The sequence below is a fragment of the Limnohabitans sp. TEGF005 genome, assembly GCF_055394835.1.
Genome location: NZ_AP029226.1, coordinates 325476 through 341991 on the forward strand (window position 1 = coordinate 325476; position 16516 = coordinate 341991).

Genomic DNA, 16516 nt, shown 5'->3' on the forward strand with positions numbered 1-16516 from the left:
ATCCGATCGAAAAACGTGAAAACGTCGAGGCTGAGTGTTCAGAACTCAGCGTTAAGCGGGCTAGGCCCGCGTCAAATCAACCAAGGCAGTGCAGGGCCCAAGCCCACACCCAACAGTTGGGCAAAGACAAACCAGAACGTGCTGGCAATGGCCGCGCAAATGCCGGCCGACTTGAGGTTCAGCGGGGCATCGAAAGCATGGGCCACACCCATGCCGCACAGGGTGCCGGGAATCACAAAACCCAGCGGAATCACCAGCGCGATGAATGCCACGCCGCCGCCCAGCAAGCTGAGCACGCGGGCATTCGCGCCGGGCAGGGGCGATTGGTCAGGGGCTTGGCTTTCGTCAGCCTGCCGGCCGCGCCAGGCGCTGACGCCATAAAGCACGGCGAACACGCTGAGCGCACCCACGATCACACCCGGGGCCAGCACGGGGCCCACGGTCATCTGCATCAAGGATTCAGGGATGACCGTGACCTGCCAAGCGGCCACCCCGCAAAGGGCGACCAACAAAAGGGCAACGCGAAATGGCGTCATGCCAGACCCAGCTCTTTCATCAAGACGACTTTGTCTTCGATGTCTTGGGCCAAGTCGCGCTCAAATGGGCGCTCGGTCATGAAGGCGTCGGTCCACTTGCGTGTTTCCAGCTCTTGACGCCATGGGGCCGAAGCGTTGAGTTTGGTGACGAAGTCGATCATGGCTTCGCGCTGAGCGTTCGAAATGCCGGGAGGCGCAAACACGCCGCGCCAGTTGGATTCGGTGACGTTGATGCCCAATTCGGTCAGGGTTGGCACGCTCACACCGGGGATGCGGCGCTTGCCCGACACGGCCAAGGGGATCATGCGGCCGGCTTTGATTTGCTCTTCGAACTCGGAGTAGCCCGAAATGCCTGCAGTAACTTGGCCGCCCAAGATGGCCGCGTTGGCGGGGCCGCCACCTGCAAACGCCACATAAGCGGCTTCGCGGGGGTTTTTGCCCAAGGCTTTGATGAGCATGCCCAAGATCAGGTGGTCGGTGCCGCCAGCGCTGCCGCCTGCGACCGAGACGGCCTTGGGGTTGGCCTTGATGGCTGCTTCGAGGTCTTTCCAGGACTTGATCTTGCCGTTGACAGGCACCACGATCACGCCGGCTTCTTCGGTCAGGCGGGCGATGGGGGTGACGTCTTTGATGGTGACGGGGCTCTTGTTGGCAATGCCAGCGCCGATCATGACCGAGCCGCCGACCATGAGCGTGTTGCCCTGGCCTTTGCGCTGGTTCACAAAACGGGGCAGACCGACCATGCCGCCAGCGCCGCCGACGTTTTCAAATTGCATATTGCCCACCAGGCCTGCGGCCTTGGCCGCACGCTCCATGGTGCGGGCAGTGCCGTCCCAGCCGCCACCAGGGGCTGCGGGCACAAACATGTTCATGTTGGCAATCAGGGGTTTGGCCTGAGCCCAGGCGGGCAGGGCCATGGATGCACCTGCGGCAGCGCCGAGGGCCAGAAAGTCGCGTTTGGACATTTGCATTTCAGTCTCCTGTGTAAAAATCAAAGCACCACTGCCAAGCACTCTGGCAGACAGCCACCATTCTGAGCTTGGGCATGGCCCCAAGCTGTCAATCACCTGTCAATTTCGTTCAGTGAATACCCTAGAGCCCCGGATTTTGTTGGTCGAAGACACGCCAGACATCTCGTTGTGGTTGGGCACGGCTTTGCGTCAAGGCGGCATGGCGGTCAGTTTTGCCACCGATGGCCTGCAAGCCGACCAGTGTTTGCAGCCGGGCCATGGTTTTGACGCTGTTTTGCTCGATTTGCAGCTGCCCGGACGCGACGGTTTGAGCGTGCTGCAAGCCCTGCGCGAGCGTGGCGATGCCGTGCCGGTGCTTATTTTGACGGCCCGTGCCAGCGTGCCCGACCGGGTGTTGGGCCTGAACATGGGGGCTGACGACTATTTGCCCAAACCGTTTGATTTGAGCGAGTTGGAGGCGCGTTTGCAGGTTTTGCTGCGCCGCCATGGCCGCGTCAAACCCGCTGTGCTGCGCTGCGGACCGCTTGAGATGCAGGTCGACAGCGGTGCCGTTCAGCTCCATGGCCAGCCCTTGGCCTTGACCAAGCGCGAAGCCGCTGCACTGCGGGTGCTGCTGGAGTCGCCGCAGCGCACGGTGAGCAAAGAACAGCTGCATGCCGAAGTGTTTGCCGACGAGGCCACCGGACTGGAGGCGGTCGAGGTGCTGATTTACCGTTTGCGCAAAAAGTTCGAGTCGGCGCTGGCCAGCCCGGCAGAGCAGCCCGAAGTCACCATCACCACGTTTCGCGGCATGGGTTACATGCTGACCTTGCCAGCAGGGCAGGCCGTTTGAGCACGAGCCCCATGTCTGCCAACCGATCCAAAGCGGTCGCCTCTTTGCGCAGGCGCTTGCTGAGTTGGATCTTGTGGCCTTTGATGGGCTTGATCGGGGTGAACGCCTGGGTGGGCTATGGCAATGCGGTGCAGGCGGCCAATGAAGCCTACGACCGTTCTTTGTACTTGGCGGCCCGCACCTTGGCCGAAGAGCTGGAGTGGCGCGATGGCCGCTTGCAATTGGACGTGCTCAAGGCGGCTGGCTATCTGTTTGAAAATCACACCGGCTCGCGCCTGTTTTACAAGGTCACCTCGGTCGGGGGGGCGTGGTTGGCTGGCGATGCCGCGCTGCCCAGCGCCCCTGTGCGTGACAAATCTGCGGTCAAATACTTTGCCTTGGTTCAGTTTGACGATGGCGTGTACCTGAACCAGCCCGTGCGTCTGGCCGAGCTGACCCACGTCATGGAAGAGGCGGGGCCAGCCGAAGCGCTCATCAAGATCACCGTGGCCGAAACCATGGAAGCGCGGCAACAACTCATTCAACACATTTTGTGGGACACCTTGGGCAGCCAAGGTTTGTTGCTCTTGGCCGCTGCGTTGTTGGTGGTGTGGGGCGTGCAGCGCGGGATTCGGCCACTGGAGGCGTTTCGCCAGCAACTGGCGCACAAAGCAGATGACGATTTTTCGCCCATCCAGCCGCCCGATTTGCCACGCGAGTTGCGTCCGCTGATCGAAACCCTCAACAGCTACCTGGAGCGACTGGGGCGTCTGATCGATATTCGCAAACGTTTCTTGGACAACGCGGCGCACCAACTGCGCACGCCCCTCACCGCCCTGAAAACCCAGCTGGCATTGGCGCAGCGCAACGCCGAGCCTGAGCAGGCGCAAGCCTTGATGTCGGCCGCACGCCAAACCACCGACGACGCGGTGCGCTTGACCGAACAATTGCTGGCCATGACCCGTGTCGAGCACGCCCGCGAAATGCACAGCCCCCAAACCGTGGATGTGGTGGCCCTGGCCAAGCGGGTGACGCAAGAGCATTTGATGCGTGCCCACCAATTGGGCGATGACTTGGGGCTGGAGTTGCAAGTGGCGCAGTGCGAGGTGCACGGCGTGGACCTGTTGTTGCATGAGGCCTTGAGCAATTTGATCGACAACGCCATTCACCACGGGCCTGCGGGCACGCAGATCACGGTGCGGGTGGGCGCGCACTGGTTTGAAGTGGAAGACGATGGCCCGGGCATCGCACCCGAGCACCAAGCGCATGTGTTCGAGCGCTTTTACCGCGCCGCGCCTTCGGGCTTGTCGGGCAGTGGTTTGGGTTTGGCCATCGTGAAAGAAATCGCCAGCCAGCACGGTGCCCAAGTCAGTGTGCGCAGCCCTGTGCACGGTGGCCGCGGCACAGCGATACGCCTCAGCTGGGCATAACGCCTTCGACGCTCATGGATACCCGGTCAAGCCGGGTATGACAAATGCTGCCGCCGTGCATGGACACTCGGTTGGGCTGGGTATGACAAATGCCTTCGCCGCGCATGGACACTCGGTCGGGTCGGGTATGACAAATGCTTCCGCCGCGCATGGACACTCGGTCGGGCTGGGTATGACAAATGCCTTCGCCGAGCATGGACACTCGGTTGGGCTGGGTATGACAAATGCCTTCGACGTGCGTGGACACTCGGTCGGGTCGGGCATCACAAATTGTCACCCCCGACTCGATCGGGGGTCCATGCCCTCTGCGCTCAGGTGTAGCGTTTGCTGCGCAGGTTGTTTTTCATGTCGCGCAGATTGGGCTGCAACTCTTCGCCAATGCGCAGGGCCACCGTGGTGGCCAAAATGTCGATGATCAGCAGGTGCAAGAGGCGCGAGACCATGGGGCTGTATTTGTCGTAGCCCTCGGGGTGGTCGGCTGTCAGGTGGATGTGTCCGGCGCTGGCCAAGGGCGAGCCGCTGGCGGTGATGACGATGGTGGTCGCGCCTTGCTTTTTGGCGATGTCGCAGGCGTCCATCAGGTCACGGGTGCGGCCCGAGTTGGAGATGATCACAGCGCAGTCGCCTGGCTTGAGCATCGAGGCGCTCATGACCTGCATGTGGCCGTCGCTGTAGGCAATGGCGTTGACGCCCAGGCGAAAGAATTTGTGCTGTGCGTCTTGCGCCACGATGCCGGAGTTGCCCACGCCATAAAACTCGATGCGTCGGTTGGTCTTTTGGGTCGCGGCCAGGGCTTGGGCAGCGTGCTCCAAAGCAAACGAGCTGGCATCGTTGCGGTACTTCAAAAACGCCGCCACCGTGTTGTCGATCACCTTGACCGCGATGTCGCTGGTTTTGTCGTCCACGTCCACACTGCGGTGGATGAAGGGCACGCCCTCGCTCACGCTGCCAGCCAGTTTGAGTTTGAAGTCGGACAGGCCGTCGTAGCCCATGCTGCGGCAAAAACGCACCACAGTCGGTTTGCTCACATGCGAGCGATCGGCCAGTTCGGTGACCGGCAAGTTGGCAAAAGCCCGAGGATCGGCCAGCACCAGCTTGCCCACACGTTGCTCGGCCGGGGCCAGGGAGGGCAAAGAAGCCTTGATTCGTTCGAGCATGGTGTGTCTTTCGGTTTAAATTTCTTCGGACCAGCAAAAGCCGTCGCGCGCAATCATCGCGCTCGATGCGCTTGGGCCCCAGGTGCCCGCAGCGTAGGGGCGTGGGCCAATGGTGTCGTTTTTCCAGTGTTGCAGGATCGGCTCGACCCAGCGCCAAGCCTCTTCTTGTTCGTCGCTGCGCACGAACAGGTTCAGGCGGCCATCGAGCACGTCGAGCAGCAGGCGTTCGTAAGCGCCCACGCGCTGGCTGCCAAAGCGCTTGTCAAAGTCCAGATCCAGGTGCACTGGGCTCAGGGTGGCCCCGCTGCTGCCTTCGCCGCGCTTGCTTTGGCCTTGCGCAAACAGGTGCAGCTCCAGCCCGTCCTTGGGTTGCAGGTGGATGACGAGTTTGTTGGCATGACCCACTGGGCTCTTGAAAATCTCGTGCGGTGTCTGGCGGAAATTGATCTCGATGTGCGCTTCGCGCGAGGCCATGCGCTTGCCGGTACGGATGTAAAACGGCACGCCCGCCCAGCGCCAGTTGGCGATCTCGGTGCGCAGCGCCACAAAGGTCTCGGTGCCGCTGCTGGGGTTTACGCCTGGCTCGTCGCGGTAGCCCGGTACAGCCTGGCCAAAGATGTTGCCCGCGCTGTATTGGCCCCGAATCACATGCTGGCTGAGCGTTTCGGGCGTCCAGCGTTTCAAGGCACGCAGCACTTTGAGTTTTTCGTCGCGGATCGCGTCGGCATGGGCGTTGATGGGCGGCTCCATGGCGATCGCGCAAAGCAGCTGCAGCGCGTGGTTTTGCACCATGTCGCGCAGTGCGCCGGTGGTCTCATAAAAGCCACCGCGTTTTTCTACGCCCAGCTCTTCGGACATGGTGATCTGGATGTTGGCAATGTGCTCGCGCCGCCACAGGGGTTCAAACAGGGCGTTGCCAAAGCGCATGGCAAACAGGTTTTGCACCGCAGGTTTGCCCAGATAGTGGTCGATGCGGAAAATTTGCTGCTCTTTGAAGACCTTGCCCACCGCTTCGTTGATGGCGCGGTTGGAGGCCAGGTCGTGGCCCAGCGGTTTTTCAAGCACGATGCGGGTCTTGGGCGTGTTCAGCCCGTTGGCGGCCAGTTGCTCGCACACGGTGGTGAACAAGCTGGGTGCGGTGGACAAATACATCACCACGTTGTCGGTTTCGCGCTCGGCCAATCGGGCTGACAGCGTGGCGTATGCCTCTGGCTTGGACAAGTCCATGCGCACGTAGCACAGCAAGCTGGCAAAGCGGGCAAATTCTTCAGGGTTGGGGCGCTTGTCGCCTTCGACCTGTTCAAAGCGCGACTGAATTTGCTGGCGGTATTGTTCGTCCGTCAGGTCATCGCGGCCGACGCCGATGATGCGACCGCCTTCGGGCAGCGTGTCGTGACGGAAGGCCTGAAACAAGGCAGGCATGAGTTTGCGCCAGACCAGATCGCCCGTGCCGCCAAAGAAAACAAGATCAAAAGCCATGATGTTCTTGAGTTACATGAAAAATTGATTTGTAATGTAACTTTGTTTCACGGATAATTCAAGCCAGCTTTTAAATACCCGACAAATATTTCATCTGCAGGCATGCCGCTGTTGCAGCGGCAACCACCCTGACGGATGTTCGTCACCATTTTTGCCAACTTGTACGAAACGCCATGAACCAACTCGACGCTCTCAAACAATTCACCACCGTGGTGGCCGATACCGGTGACTTCAAGCAATTGGCCCAGTTTCAGCCGCAAGACGCGACGACCAATCCGTCGCTGATCCTCAAGGCGGTGCAAAAGCCCGAATACGCGCCCTTGCTGACCGAGTCTGTGGCGGCCCACCGTGGCCAGCCGCTGGACGTGGTGATGGACCAATTGCTGGTGCGTTTTGGCTGCGAAATATTGAAGACCATTCCCGGCCGTGTCTCGACCGAAGTGGACGCTCGCCTGAGCTTTGACACTGCCGCCACCGTGGCGCGGGCCCGCCGCATCATGGCGCTGTACGAGGCGCAAGGCATTCAGCGTGAGCGCGTGTTGATCAAGATCGCCTCGACTTGGGAAGGCATTCAGGCCGCAGCCGAGCTGGAGCGCGAAGGCATCCGCTGCAACCTGACGCTGTTGTTCGCGTTTTGCCAGGCCGTGGCCTGCGGCCAAGCCAAAGTGCAGCTGATCTCGCCTTTTGTGGGCCGCATTTACGACTGGTACAAAAAGACCGCTGGCGCTGCCTGGGACGAGGCTGCCAAGTCGGGCGCGAACGACCCCGGTGTGCAGTCGGTGCGGGCCATCTTCAACCACTACAAGAAACACGGCATCGCCACCGAAGTCATGGGCGCGTCGTTTCGCAACGTGGGCCAGATCACGGCTTTGGCCGGTTGCGATTTACTGACCATCAGCCCTGAGCTGTTGGCCCAGCTGGCCGCTACCGATGCGCCTTTGGGCTTGGCACTCGACGCCGCTGCCGCGAAAACGATGGACTTGCCCGCGGTGGCTTATGACGAAGCTTCGTTCCGCCTGGCGCTGAACGAAGACGCGATGGCCACCGAGAAGCTGGCCGAAGGCATCCGCGCCTTCTGCGCCGATGCGGTCAAGTTGGAAGACATGATGAAGAAGGCCTGAACATGCGTTGTGATCAAACCCCGGCTTGGACGGCCTTGCAGGCCCACGCGGCCCACTTTGCCGACTTTGATTTGCGCAGTGCTTTTGCCGCCGATGCGCAGCGTGCCGATGCCCTGAGCCAGCAAGCGGCCCATGTGTTCGCCGATTTGTCTAAAAACCATGTGGATGCCGCCACCGAAGCGCTGCTGCAAGAGCTGGCCCGCCAAACCGGTTTGACCGCGCACCGCGATGCCATGTTTCGGGGCGAGCACATCAACCACACCGAAGACCGGCCTGTGATGCATTGGTTGCTGCGGCAACCCGAGGGTTCTTTGGTTGGCCCATTGGCCGAACCCCTGGCGCAGGTGCACGACACCCTGAAGCCCATGCTGGCTTACGCTGAGCAAATTCGCGCTGACGCACAGATCACCGATGTGGTGAACATTGGCATTGGGGGCTCAGACCTGGGGCCGCAAATGGCGGTGCTGGCGCTGCAAGACTTTGTCATGCCGGGCAAACGCTTTCACTTTGTGTCGAATGTGGACGGACACGAATTGGCCGCTGTGCTCAAGGGCTTGAAAGCTGAGAACACGCTGTTCTTGATCGCATCCAAAACCTTCACCACCACCGAGACCATGACCAACGCCCGTTCGGCGCAGGCTTGGTTCAAGGCGCAAGGCGGCCACGATGTCGCCCGCCACTTTGCGGCACTCACCACCAACGTGGCGGCTGCAGCCGAGTTCGGTATCAGCACCACCTTTGGCTTTTGGGATTGGGTGGGCGGTCGCTATTCCATGTGGTCAGCCATTGGCTTGCCGGTGGCCATTGCGATTGGCGCTCAGGGTTTCAAAGACCTGTTGGCCGGTGCACACGCGATGGACCAGCACTTTCAGACCGCACCACCCGAGGCCAATTTGCCTGTGCGTTTGGGCCTGCTCGATGTTTGGTACCGCAACTTTTTGAACTACACCAGCCGCTCGATTGCGCCGTATCACAGCGCTTTGCGACGCGTGCCTGCGTATTTGCAACAGCTCGAGATGGAGAGCAATGGCAAACGCGTGGACCGCAATGGCCATGCGCTGCCTTATGGCACTTCACCGGTGTTGTGGGGCGAGCCGGGCACCAACGGCCAGCACGCTTATTTTCAGATGCTGCACCAGGGCACCGACGTGGTGCCGTTGGAGTTCATTGCCGTGAAAAAGCCCACGCACAGCCTGAAAGACCACCACGAATTGTTGCTGGCCAATGTGATCGCGCAGGCGCAGGCCCTGATGTTGGGCAAGGCCGACGAGGGCGGGCACAAGCACTTCACGGGCAACCGGCCCAGCACGTTTTTGTTGCTCGATGAGTTGACACCTGCCAGCTTCGGTGCGCTGATTGCCTTGCAAGAACACCGCGTTTTCGTCAGCGGCTCGGTCTGGGGCATCAACAGTTTTGACCAGTGGGGCGTGGAGCTGGGCAAAGTGCTGGCCAAAGACATCCATGCGCGCATCATGTCGGGTGACGCGACGGGGCTTGACGCTTCGACGGCAGCTTTGTTGCAGCGCTTGCGTGCTTGAGCGTGGAGGGCGTAGCGCCTGATTTTTAACAATTTGATACGTTTAATTTATCACTTTTAGTTAATTTAAATGTATTCATATTTTATGATTCATCCATGGACAACGCCATGGACCTCTACGCTGAACTCGGTGTCACACCGCAGGCCGAACCCGAAGTTATTCGGGCGGCGTTCCGCGCATTGGCGCAGCGCTACCACCCAGACCGCCAATTAGGCGCATCTGCCTTGATGGCGGCCAAGATGGCCCGCCTCAACCAAGCCTACGCAGTTTTGTGCCAACCGGAACGGCGTCGCGCTTACGACGTCAGCTGCCGAGTGCCGCGCCCTCGGCCTGTTTCCCCGGTGGTGCACATCACCACATCGGGGGCCTCACTCCAAAATGCCCAGCCTTTTTTGACCACCTACGACCAACGTGGGCGCCTGCACGCCTTTGTTTGAGTCTTGGGTTCGAGGCGTTCATTGGGTGTCAGCACCAAGGTCTTGTGGCTTGGGTCTGCACGGGCGGCAGGTGTTGGCATATGATCAAAAGATGCGCCACTTTTTTCTTTGTTTCCTGCTTTGCTTGATGCCCTTGCGGCTGTGGGCCGGGGCTTGGATGACCATGCCAGAAAGCAGCGCACATCACCCGTCAACACAGGTTCATGCCAGCGCCATGCCACACGCTGGCCCTGAGGCGCAGGCGGCCCATGACTGCCATGAAGGCATTGCGCCGTCTCAGGCTGCGCGTGATGACGCCCATCCCCAAGCCGATTGCCATGATGCGGCTTGTCAGCTGTGTGGCGTGTGCCATCAAAGCGCCAGCTTGGCCTTGTGGCCACTGGTGTTGCCCGTGTTTCAGTCTCACCCACTGCCCATCGGTGAGGCACGGCAACCTGCAGGCCAGGCAACTTCGCCGCTGATCAAACCCCCGATTTCCTGAGTTTCACGCCACAGCTGCGTCTGCTTGCCACTGAGGCAAGCAGTTGCCGTGTTCGTTTCGTTCAGGAAATTGGTATGAAGCTATTTTTAAAACGCATGCAGGGTGCATCAACCCTGCTCGCTGCCTTGCTGACGGTCATGGGGCCCAAAGCCATGGCGCAAACCCACAGTGAGCCTGCCCTCGGCCATGGGCAAACGGCAACGTCTGCTGCCCCGTCATCGGGTCGTGAAGGCAAGGCCCCGTTGAGCTGGCAGGATGCCAACCAAGCAGTGGGCCAGTTTCCGCGTGGCCATGCAGATCTGCTGCGCTGGGAGAAAAACAACACGCCGCAGACACAGGATGTGCCTGCAACTTCCGAGGCCGGTCAGCTGACGCTGGCACGGGCCATCCGTTTGGCCTTGCAAGACGAGGCGCAGTGGCTCAAACCCGGCATGAGTGCCTTAGAGCAGGCCCAAGTGCGCCAGCAAGCGGCGGCTTTGCGCTGGCAAGTGCAAAAGCTGTGGGTCGATGCAGTGGTCAGTCGCCAGTCGGTGGCGCTCAGCCGGGACATTTTGGCGGTGGCAGAAGCCGGGGCCGAGTTGGGCCAACGCATGGCGCAGGTCGGCAACTGGAGTCGTGCACGCCAAATTCAGGAAGAGCTGCCGCTGTGGGAGGCCCGTACACGCTTGGACAATGCCCAGTTGCAAGCTGAGCGCGCAAGCCATGCGCTGTGGCAACGCGTCGGTGCCGGTATGGCGGTGCAGGCGATGGCGCAGCAGTTGCCCTTGCATTTACCCTTGCATTTGCCGAAGCTGCTGACAGACAGAACGTCGGCGCAAACGTCGGCGCAAACGTCGGCGCAAATGGCAGAGCAAGTGCCTGTTCTGGTGACATCGGGTGTGCCTGAGGTGCAAGCGCTTGGCCCGCTGGCCGATGTGGCGGCTTTGCAGGCGCAGGCACTCCAGGCCAATTTGCGCTGGGTTTTGGACGACTTGCAGGCCCAACGCCTGATGGCAGGGCTGGGGCTGAGCGCAGCAGACTTGCAAGCGGCAGAAAAAGCCCTGAGCGAACAGGCGGGCCAAGATGCACCGTTGTGGAACCCGCGTGCCCTTCGCTGGGGCCACGAGGTGGAGGCCGCTTGGCAAGCGCGCCGACAGGCCGATCGGCTGGCACGCCAGGTGCGGGCCGAGGTGCAAGTGGCGGTGACCGCTTTGCAGGTGGCCCTGCAGACGGCGCACAACACGCAGGCCGAAGTGCTGCGTTTACACACCGAGCTCTTGCAAGAAACCGGGCTGCGTTACAACGGCATGCTCAAAAGCACTTGGGACTTGTTGGCCAGCGCCCGCACCCGCATCGACAGCGTATCCGCGGCCTTGCAAGCGCAGCGCCAGGCCTGGTTGGCACAAGCCGACCTGTCCGCCGTACTGGCTGGCTTGCCTTATGCGCCGGGCACCGATGCCGCTGACACGTCCAAACCCACCAACCCCAACACCGCAGGACACTGACCATGCAACGCCGAGATTTTTTTCATAAAGCCATGGCCGCCGCAGGCAGCGTGGCGGGTACTGTGGCAGGGGCTGCTGTCGCCACTACGGCTGTCAGCCGCAGCGCATTGGCCGCCTTGCCCGAGCCCGTCATTCAGACCCGCCCCGACACCGCGCCGCCTTGGACCCCTCCGGGCGTGACGGGCGCAGGGCGTCCCTACAAGCCGGTGGTCACCCTGAACGGTTGGACCTTGCCCTTTCGCATGAAGGATGGTGTGAAAGAGTTCCACCTGGTGGCCGAGCCGGTGGTGCGCGAAATGGCACCGGGCTTTGTCGTCAACATGTGGGGTTACAACGGTCAAAGCCCCGGCCCGACCATCGAGGTGGTTGAGGGCGACAAGGTGCGCATTTATGTGACGAACAAATTGCCCGAGCACACCACCGTGCACTGGCACGGCCAGCGCCTGCCCAATGGCATGGACGGCGTGGGAGGCTTGAACCAAAGGCAGATCCCCGTGGGCAAAACCTGGGTTTACGAGTTTGTGGCGCGACGCCCCGGCACCTTCATGTACCACCCGCACGCTGACGAGATGACGCAAATGGCCATGGGCATGATGGGCCTGTGGATCACCCACCCCAAAGGCCCGCATCCGCTGATCGCCGAGGTGGACCGCGATTACGCGTTTTTGCTCAACGCGTTTGATGTGACGCCGGGTGCCAAAACGCCCAACGTCAACACCATGCTGGACCAGAACATCTGGAGCTGGAACAGCCGCGTGTTCCCGGGCATCAGCCCGCTGGTGGCACGCCTGCACGACCGGGTGCGCGTGCGCGTGGGCAACCTGACCATGACCAACCATCCGGTGCACATCCATGGCGTTGAGTTCGAGGTGACCGGCACCGACGGCGGCCCCGTGCCCAAAACGGCGCGTTGGCCCGAGGTGACCACCGACGTGGCCGTGGGCCAAATGCGGCAGCTGGAGTTTGTCGCTGACGAGCCCGGCGACTGGGCCATGCACTGCCACAAGAGCCACCACACCATGGGGGCCATGGGCCACGATGTGCCCACCATGATCGGTGTGGACCATCGGGGTCTGGTGCAAAAAATCGGCAAACTCATTCCCGACTACATGGTCATGGGTGAGCGGGGCATGGCCGATATGGGCGAAATGGAAATGGAGTTGCCCGCCAACACCTTTCCCATGATGACCGGCACCGGCCCTTATGGCCCGGTGGAGATGGGCGGCATGTTCACCACGCTCAAAGTGCGGGCTGAGCAAAAGCGCGGTGATTACAGTGACCCCGGCGATTACAAACAACCATTGGGCACGCAAGCGCATGAATACACGGGCCCGGTGATGGACACGCCGCGTGCGCCGGATGCACCCGCGCCCGCCGCCGCATCTGCCGCATCTGCCACACCTGCGGCACCTGCTGCCAATGCACGCAAGCCCCAAAGCCACAAACACCACTGAGCACGCGCCTGAGCACCTTCGCCAAGTCGGAGCTTGGGTCTTCACATTCACATTCACTTTTCAGGAATTCCCATGAACAAATCACTGACCTTTTTGTTGTTGAGCGCTGGCCTGCTGGCCCTGCCTGCGGCCCACGCGCATTCGCCTGCTGCCCATCAAGGCCACCATGCCAAAGCCCAGGAAGCCGCACCTGCCGAGCAAAAAGACTGGGGCATCGCAGGCGATCCGAAAAAAGCCATACGCACCATCGAGATCCGCATGAGTGACGACATGCGTTTCGCGCCCAAAGAGATCCAGATCAAGCTGGGCGATACCGTGCGATTGGTGGCAGTGAACGCGGGCAAGACGCTGCACGAGATCGTGATCGGCACGCCGCAAGAGCTGAAGGCGCATGCCGAGATGATGAAAAAGCACCCGGGTATGGAACACGACGAACCCTATATGGCGCACGTGAACGCGGGCCAGAAAGGGGCCATCGTCTGGACCTTCAACCGCGCAGGCAGCTTTGAATTTGCCTGCCTGATTCCAGGCCATTTTGAAGCCGGTATGGTCGGCCGCATCACCGTCAAATAAGGTGTAAAGCCATGACAAATTCGCAATTCACCATCCCTTCAAGACGCCAATGGCTTGCAGCCGCCGCCTTGTTGGCCATTACCGGTTTTCAGCGCACCGCGCTGGCGCAGGCCACCCTGGTGCAAGTTTGGAAAGACCCCAACTGTGGTTGTTGCCAACTGTGGGTAGAGCACCTTCAAGCCAGCGGCTTCAAGGTCGAGGTGCGTGACGTGGGCAACACCGCTGCCCGCAAGCGCTTGGGCATGCCCGAGAAGCTGGGCTCGTGCCACACCGCCACCGTGGGCGGCTACGTCATCGAGGGCCATGTGCCTGCCGCCGACATCCACCGCCTGCTCAAGACGCGGCCTGTTGCTTTGGGTCTGTCGGTGCCCGGTATGCCCATTGGCAGCCCTGGTATGGACGGCCCCGAATACAAAGGCCGAAAAGACGCTTACGACGTGTTGCTGGTGCAAAAAGACGGCAGCACCCAAAGTTTTCAACGCTATCCAGGCCAAGGCCGCATGGCCCAGCGCGGGGGCATGCAAAGAGCCAGTGACGGCGGTGGCGCTGGCGCTGGCGTAGTGGCCTTGCCCTGGGTCAGCGCCGAAGTGCGCCGCATCGACAAGGCCACGCGCAAAGTGGCGCTCAAGCACGCTGAGATCCCCAACCTCGATATGCCGCCCATGAGCATGGTGTTTCAGGTCAAACGCCCTGAGCAGCTTGATGCCTTGCAGGTGGGCCAAAAAGTGCGCTTTCAGGCGGTACAAGAAAACGGCGCCTACTGGGTGGTCAACATCGAAGCTGCGGCGATGTGAGCTTACGCTGACAGCGGTGGTGACGCCCATAAAAAAAGCCCCGCAAGGCTTTCACCTTGCGGGGCTTTTGGGGTCATGGACCCCGGGTCAAGCCCGGGGTGACAGACAAGGCAGGGTGCACCCGCCTGGTCCTTTTGACCGGCTTGGCATTTACATGCCCATGCCGCCCATACCACCCATGCCGCCCATGTCAGGCATGCCGCCAGCGCCGGACTCTTCTTTTGGCGCTTCGGAAATCATGCACTCGGTGGTCAACATCAAAGAGGCCACAGACGCTGCGTTTTGCAAAGCAGTGCGTGTCACTTTGGTAGGGTCCAGAATGCCCATTTCGATCATGTCGCCGTAGGTGTCGTTGGCGGCGTTGAAGCCGTAGTTGCCTTTGCCGGCCAACACCGCGTTCACCACCACCGATGGCTCGCCACCGGCGTTGTACACGATCTCGCGCAGAGGCGCTTCGATGGCTTTCAACACCAACTTGATACCAGCTTCTTGGTCAGCGTTGTCGCCTTTGATGACGCCAGCGGTTTGACGTGCACGCAGCAATGCCACGCCGCCGCCAGCCACGATGCCTTCTTCCACAGCAGCGCGGGTCGCGTGCAGGGCGTCTTCAACGCGGGCTTTCTTTTCTTTCATTTCGACTTCGGTGGCTGCGCCAACCTTGATCACGGCAACACCGCCAGCCAACTTGGCCACGCGCTCTTGCAGCTTTTCGCGGTCGTAGTCAGAAGTGGCTTCTTCGATTTGCACGCGCACTTGTTTGACGCGGGCTTCGATGTCAATAGCTGCACCAGCGCCGTCGATGATGATGGTGTTTTCTTTGCCCACTTCGATGCGCTTGGCTTGGCCCAGATCGGCCAAAGTCACTTTTTCGAGTGTCAAGCCCACTTCTTCAGCGATCACTTTGCCGCCGGTCAAGATAGCGATGTCTTCCAACATGGCTTTGCGACGGTCACCAAAGCCAGGGGCCTTGACAGCCACGACCTTCAAGATGCCGCGGATGGTGTTGACCACCAAAGTCGCCAAGGCTTCGCCTTCGACTTCTTCAGCAATGATCAACAAAGGACGGCCAGCTTTGGCAACGGCTTCCAATGTAGGCAGCAGATCGCGGATGTTGCTGATCTTCTTGTCGAACAACAACACGAAGGGGTTGTCCAGCAAGGCTGCTTGCTTTTCGGGGTTGTTGATGAAGTAAGGCGACAGGTAGCCGCGGTCGAATTGCATGCCTTCAACGATGTCGAGTTCGTTGTCCAAAGACTTGCCGTCTTCGACAGTGATCACGCCTTCTTTGCCCACTTTGTCCATGGCTTTGGCGATGATGTCGCCGATGCTGTGGTCGCTGTTGGCAGAGATCGAGCCGACTTGGGCGATTTCTTTGGTCGTTGTGGTGGCCTTGGTGGCTTTCTTCAACTCTTCGATCAAAGCGGCAACCGCTTTGTCGATGCCGCGCTTCAGGTCCATGGGGTTCATGCCTGCAGCCACGTATTTCATGCCTTCGCGCACGATGGCTTGAGCCAACACGGTCGCGGTGGTTGTGCCGTCACCAGCGTTGTCAGACGTCTTGGAAGCGACTTCCTTGACCATCTGCGCGCCCATGTTTTGCAGCTTGTCTTTGAGTTCGATTTCCTTGGCCACAGACACACCGTCTTTGGTCACGGTAGGGGCGCCGAAAGAACGCTCCAGAACCACGTTACGGCCCTTAGGGCCCAGAGTCACTTTGACCGCGTTGGCCAAAATGTTCACGCCTTCAACCATGCGTGCGCGGGCTTCGCCGCCGAAAATTACGTCTTTTGCTGCCATTTTGATAGCTCCTGAATTAAATTGATTTGATCAGTTGAGGACAGAGCGAACGGGCGCTTCGCGCGTCGTTCGGTCTGTCCCGCAAGTTATTCCACTACCGCGAACAGGTCTTCTTCTTTCATGACCAACAGCTCGTCGCCGTCGACCTTGACGGTCTGGCCGCTGTATTTGCCGAACAGCACGCGGTCGCCGACTTTCACGGTCAAGGCTTTCAGATCGCCTTTGTCGTTGGTTTTGCCAGGGCCGACGGCCAAGACTTCACCTTGGTCTGGCTTTTCAGCAGCCGAATCGGGGATCACGATGCCCGAGGCTGTTTTGGTTTCGCTTTCGATACGCTTGACGATCACGCGATCGCCCAAAGGACGCAGTTTCATGGAATCTCCTGGATTTGAAACAAGGGTTGAAAAACAAAAGCACCTGAAAAGGGTGCTGCTGAAATCTGAGGAGAAGGGC

Annotated in this window: 17 protein-coding genes; 10 read left to right on the forward strand and 7 right to left on the reverse strand. The window is 60.5% G+C overall.

Going from position 1 to position 16516, the window contains the following annotated elements; translation table 11 throughout:
- Nucleotides 1-71: 71 nt before the first annotated feature.
- Nucleotides 72-536, reverse strand: a complete 465-nt coding sequence (locus tag ACZ5RG_RS01480) for a tripartite tricarboxylate transporter TctB family protein (protein ID WP_298596484.1) — start codon at nucleotides 534-536, stop codon at nucleotides 72-74.
- Nucleotides 533-1507 carry a Bug family tripartite tricarboxylate transporter substrate binding protein gene (locus ACZ5RG_RS01485; protein WP_464447613.1) on the reverse strand — a complete coding sequence of 325 codons (975 nt, stop codon included), beginning with the start codon at nucleotides 1505-1507 and terminating at the stop codon, nucleotides 533-535. The genes ACZ5RG_RS01480 and ACZ5RG_RS01485 overlap by 4 nt, the downstream gene beginning before the upstream one ends.
- Nucleotides 1508-1619: 112 nt before the next feature.
- Between ACZ5RG_RS01485 and ACZ5RG_RS01490 the strand changes: the two genes are divergently transcribed.
- Both ACZ5RG_RS01490 and ACZ5RG_RS01495 read left to right on the forward strand, forming a co-directional pair.
- Entirely contained in the window at nucleotides 1620-2339 is a 720-nt protein-coding gene (locus tag ACZ5RG_RS01490; RefSeq protein WP_464447614.1) for a response regulator, read from the forward strand.
- Nucleotides 2340-2350: 11 nt separating this feature from the next.
- A complete protein-coding gene (locus tag ACZ5RG_RS01495) occupies nucleotides 2351-3748 on the forward strand; it encodes a sensor histidine kinase (RefSeq protein ID WP_298596474.1) in 1398 nt (465 codons plus the stop codon).
- On the opposite strand, the gene ACZ5RG_RS01500 is transcribed toward ACZ5RG_RS01495, so the two are convergent.
- The 3 genes from ACZ5RG_RS01500 to zwf are packed head-to-tail and all read right to left on the reverse strand — an operon-like array spanning nucleotide 3735 to nucleotide 6384.
- Nucleotides 3735-4025 carry a hypothetical protein gene (locus ACZ5RG_RS01500; RefSeq protein WP_464447615.1) on the reverse strand — a complete coding sequence of 97 codons (291 nt, stop codon included), beginning with the start codon at nucleotides 4023-4025 and terminating at the stop codon, nucleotides 3735-3737. The two genes, ACZ5RG_RS01495 and ACZ5RG_RS01500, sit on opposite strands and share 14 nt — an antisense overlap.
- Before the next feature lie 34 nt (nucleotides 4026-4059).
- Nucleotides 4060-4905: a MurR/RpiR family transcriptional regulator gene (locus ACZ5RG_RS01505; RefSeq protein WP_019429835.1), complete on the reverse strand. Its 846-nt coding sequence runs from the start codon at nucleotides 4903-4905 to the stop codon at nucleotides 4060-4062.
- 15 nt (nucleotides 4906-4920) lie between these two features.
- The gene (gene zwf / locus ACZ5RG_RS01510; RefSeq protein ID WP_298596404.1) at nucleotides 4921-6384 is read right to left on the reverse strand and encodes a glucose-6-phosphate dehydrogenase; all 1464 of its coding nucleotides are present in this window, start codon (nucleotides 6382-6384) and stop codon (nucleotides 4921-4923) included.
- Nucleotides 6385-6557: 173 nt separating this feature from the next.
- Between zwf and tal the strand changes: the two genes are divergently transcribed.
- The 8 genes from tal to ACZ5RG_RS01550 all read left to right on the forward strand — a co-directional run bounded on the left by tal (nucleotide 6558) and on the right by ACZ5RG_RS01550 (nucleotide 14266).
- Nucleotides 6558-7505, forward strand: coding sequence for a transaldolase (gene tal, locus ACZ5RG_RS01515; RefSeq protein ID WP_464447616.1), 948 nt, complete (start codon nucleotides 6558-6560; stop codon nucleotides 7503-7505).
- A gap of 2 nt (nucleotides 7506-7507) precedes the next feature.
- Nucleotides 7508-9043, forward strand: coding sequence for a glucose-6-phosphate isomerase (gene pgi / locus ACZ5RG_RS01520; protein WP_464447617.1), 1536 nt, complete (start codon nucleotides 7508-7510; stop codon nucleotides 9041-9043).
- Nucleotides 9044-9150: 107 nt separating this feature from the next.
- A complete protein-coding gene (locus ACZ5RG_RS01525) occupies nucleotides 9151-9480 on the forward strand; it encodes a J domain-containing protein (RefSeq protein ID WP_315137981.1) in 330 nt (109 codons plus the stop codon).
- 157 nt (nucleotides 9481-9637) lie between these two features.
- Nucleotides 9638-9961 carry a hypothetical protein gene (locus ACZ5RG_RS01530; protein ID WP_298601131.1) on the forward strand — a complete coding sequence of 108 codons (324 nt, stop codon included), beginning with the start codon at nucleotides 9638-9640 and terminating at the stop codon, nucleotides 9959-9961.
- Between the two features lie 74 nt (nucleotides 9962-10035).
- Nucleotides 10036-11445 carry a TolC family protein gene (locus ACZ5RG_RS01535; RefSeq protein WP_464447618.1) on the forward strand — a complete coding sequence of 470 codons (1410 nt, stop codon included), beginning with the start codon at nucleotides 10036-10038 and terminating at the stop codon, nucleotides 11443-11445.
- A gap of 2 nt (nucleotides 11446-11447) precedes the next feature.
- Entirely contained in the window at nucleotides 11448-12899 is a 1452-nt protein-coding gene (locus ACZ5RG_RS01540; protein ID WP_464447619.1) for a multicopper oxidase family protein, read from the forward strand.
- Between the two features lie 72 nt (nucleotides 12900-12971).
- Nucleotides 12972-13472, forward strand: coding sequence for a cupredoxin domain-containing protein (locus tag ACZ5RG_RS01545; RefSeq protein WP_464447620.1), 501 nt, complete (start codon nucleotides 12972-12974; stop codon nucleotides 13470-13472).
- Between the two features lie 11 nt (nucleotides 13473-13483).
- Nucleotides 13484-14266, forward strand: a complete 783-nt coding sequence (locus tag ACZ5RG_RS01550) for a DUF411 domain-containing protein (protein WP_464447621.1) — start codon at nucleotides 13484-13486, stop codon at nucleotides 14264-14266.
- Between the two features lie 150 nt (nucleotides 14267-14416).
- Here the strand turns inward: ACZ5RG_RS01550 and groL are convergent, their stop codons facing one another.
- Both groL and groES read right to left on the reverse strand, forming a co-directional pair.
- Entirely contained in the window at nucleotides 14417-16063 is a 1647-nt protein-coding gene (gene groL, locus ACZ5RG_RS01555) for a chaperonin GroEL (protein ID WP_019429825.1), read from the reverse strand.
- An 86-nt stretch (nucleotides 16064-16149) separates the two neighbouring features.
- Complete coding sequence (gene groES / locus ACZ5RG_RS01560; RefSeq protein ID WP_019429824.1) at nucleotides 16150-16437, reverse strand: co-chaperone GroES; 288 nt, start codon at nucleotides 16435-16437, stop codon at nucleotides 16150-16152.
- Between the last annotated feature and the right edge of the window lie 79 nt (nucleotides 16438-16516).

What these genes read in the sequence shown, in the direction of transcription:
- ACZ5RG_RS01480 (WP_298596484.1), bottom strand. Translation starts at nt 536, where the DNA reads ATGACGCCATTTCGCGTTGCCCTTTTGTTGGTCGCCCTTTGCGGGGTG.
- ACZ5RG_RS01485 (WP_464447613.1), bottom strand. Translation starts at nt 1,507, where the DNA reads ATGCAAATGTCCAAACGCGACTTTCTGGCCCTCGGCGCTGCCGCAGGT.
- ACZ5RG_RS01495 (WP_298596474.1), top strand. Translation starts at nt 2,351, where the DNA reads ATGTCTGCCAACCGATCCAAAGCGGTCGCCTCTTTGCGCAGGCGCTTG.
- ACZ5RG_RS01505 (WP_019429835.1), bottom strand. Translation starts at nt 4,905, where the DNA reads ATGCTCGAACGAATCAAGGCTTCTTTGCCCTCCCTGGCCCCGGCCGAG.
- zwf (WP_298596404.1), bottom strand. Translation starts at nt 6,384, where the DNA reads ATGGCTTTTGATCTTGTTTTCTTTGGCGGCACGGGCGATCTGGTCTGG.
- tal (WP_464447616.1), top strand. Translation starts at nt 6,558, where the DNA reads ATGAACCAACTCGACGCTCTCAAACAATTCACCACCGTGGTGGCCGAT.
- pgi (WP_464447617.1), top strand. Translation starts at nt 7,508, where the DNA reads ATGCGTTGTGATCAAACCCCGGCTTGGACGGCCTTGCAGGCCCACGCG.
- ACZ5RG_RS01525 (WP_315137981.1), top strand. Translation starts at nt 9,151, where the DNA reads ATGGACCTCTACGCTGAACTCGGTGTCACACCGCAGGCCGAACCCGAA.
- ACZ5RG_RS01530 (WP_298601131.1), top strand. Translation starts at nt 9,638, where the DNA reads ATGACCATGCCAGAAAGCAGCGCACATCACCCGTCAACACAGGTTCAT.
- ACZ5RG_RS01535 (WP_464447618.1), top strand. Translation starts at nt 10,036, where the DNA reads ATGAAGCTATTTTTAAAACGCATGCAGGGTGCATCAACCCTGCTCGCT.
- ACZ5RG_RS01540 (WP_464447619.1), top strand. Translation starts at nt 11,448, where the DNA reads ATGCAACGCCGAGATTTTTTTCATAAAGCCATGGCCGCCGCAGGCAGC.
- ACZ5RG_RS01545 (WP_464447620.1), top strand. Translation starts at nt 12,972, where the DNA reads ATGAACAAATCACTGACCTTTTTGTTGTTGAGCGCTGGCCTGCTGGCC.
- ACZ5RG_RS01550 (WP_464447621.1), top strand. Translation starts at nt 13,484, where the DNA reads ATGACAAATTCGCAATTCACCATCCCTTCAAGACGCCAATGGCTTGCA.
- groL (WP_019429825.1), bottom strand. Translation starts at nt 16,063, where the DNA reads ATGGCAGCAAAAGACGTAATTTTCGGCGGCGAAGCCCGCGCACGCATG.
- groES (WP_019429824.1), bottom strand. Translation starts at nt 16,437, where the DNA reads ATGAAACTGCGTCCTTTGGGCGATCGCGTGATCGTCAAGCGTATCGAA.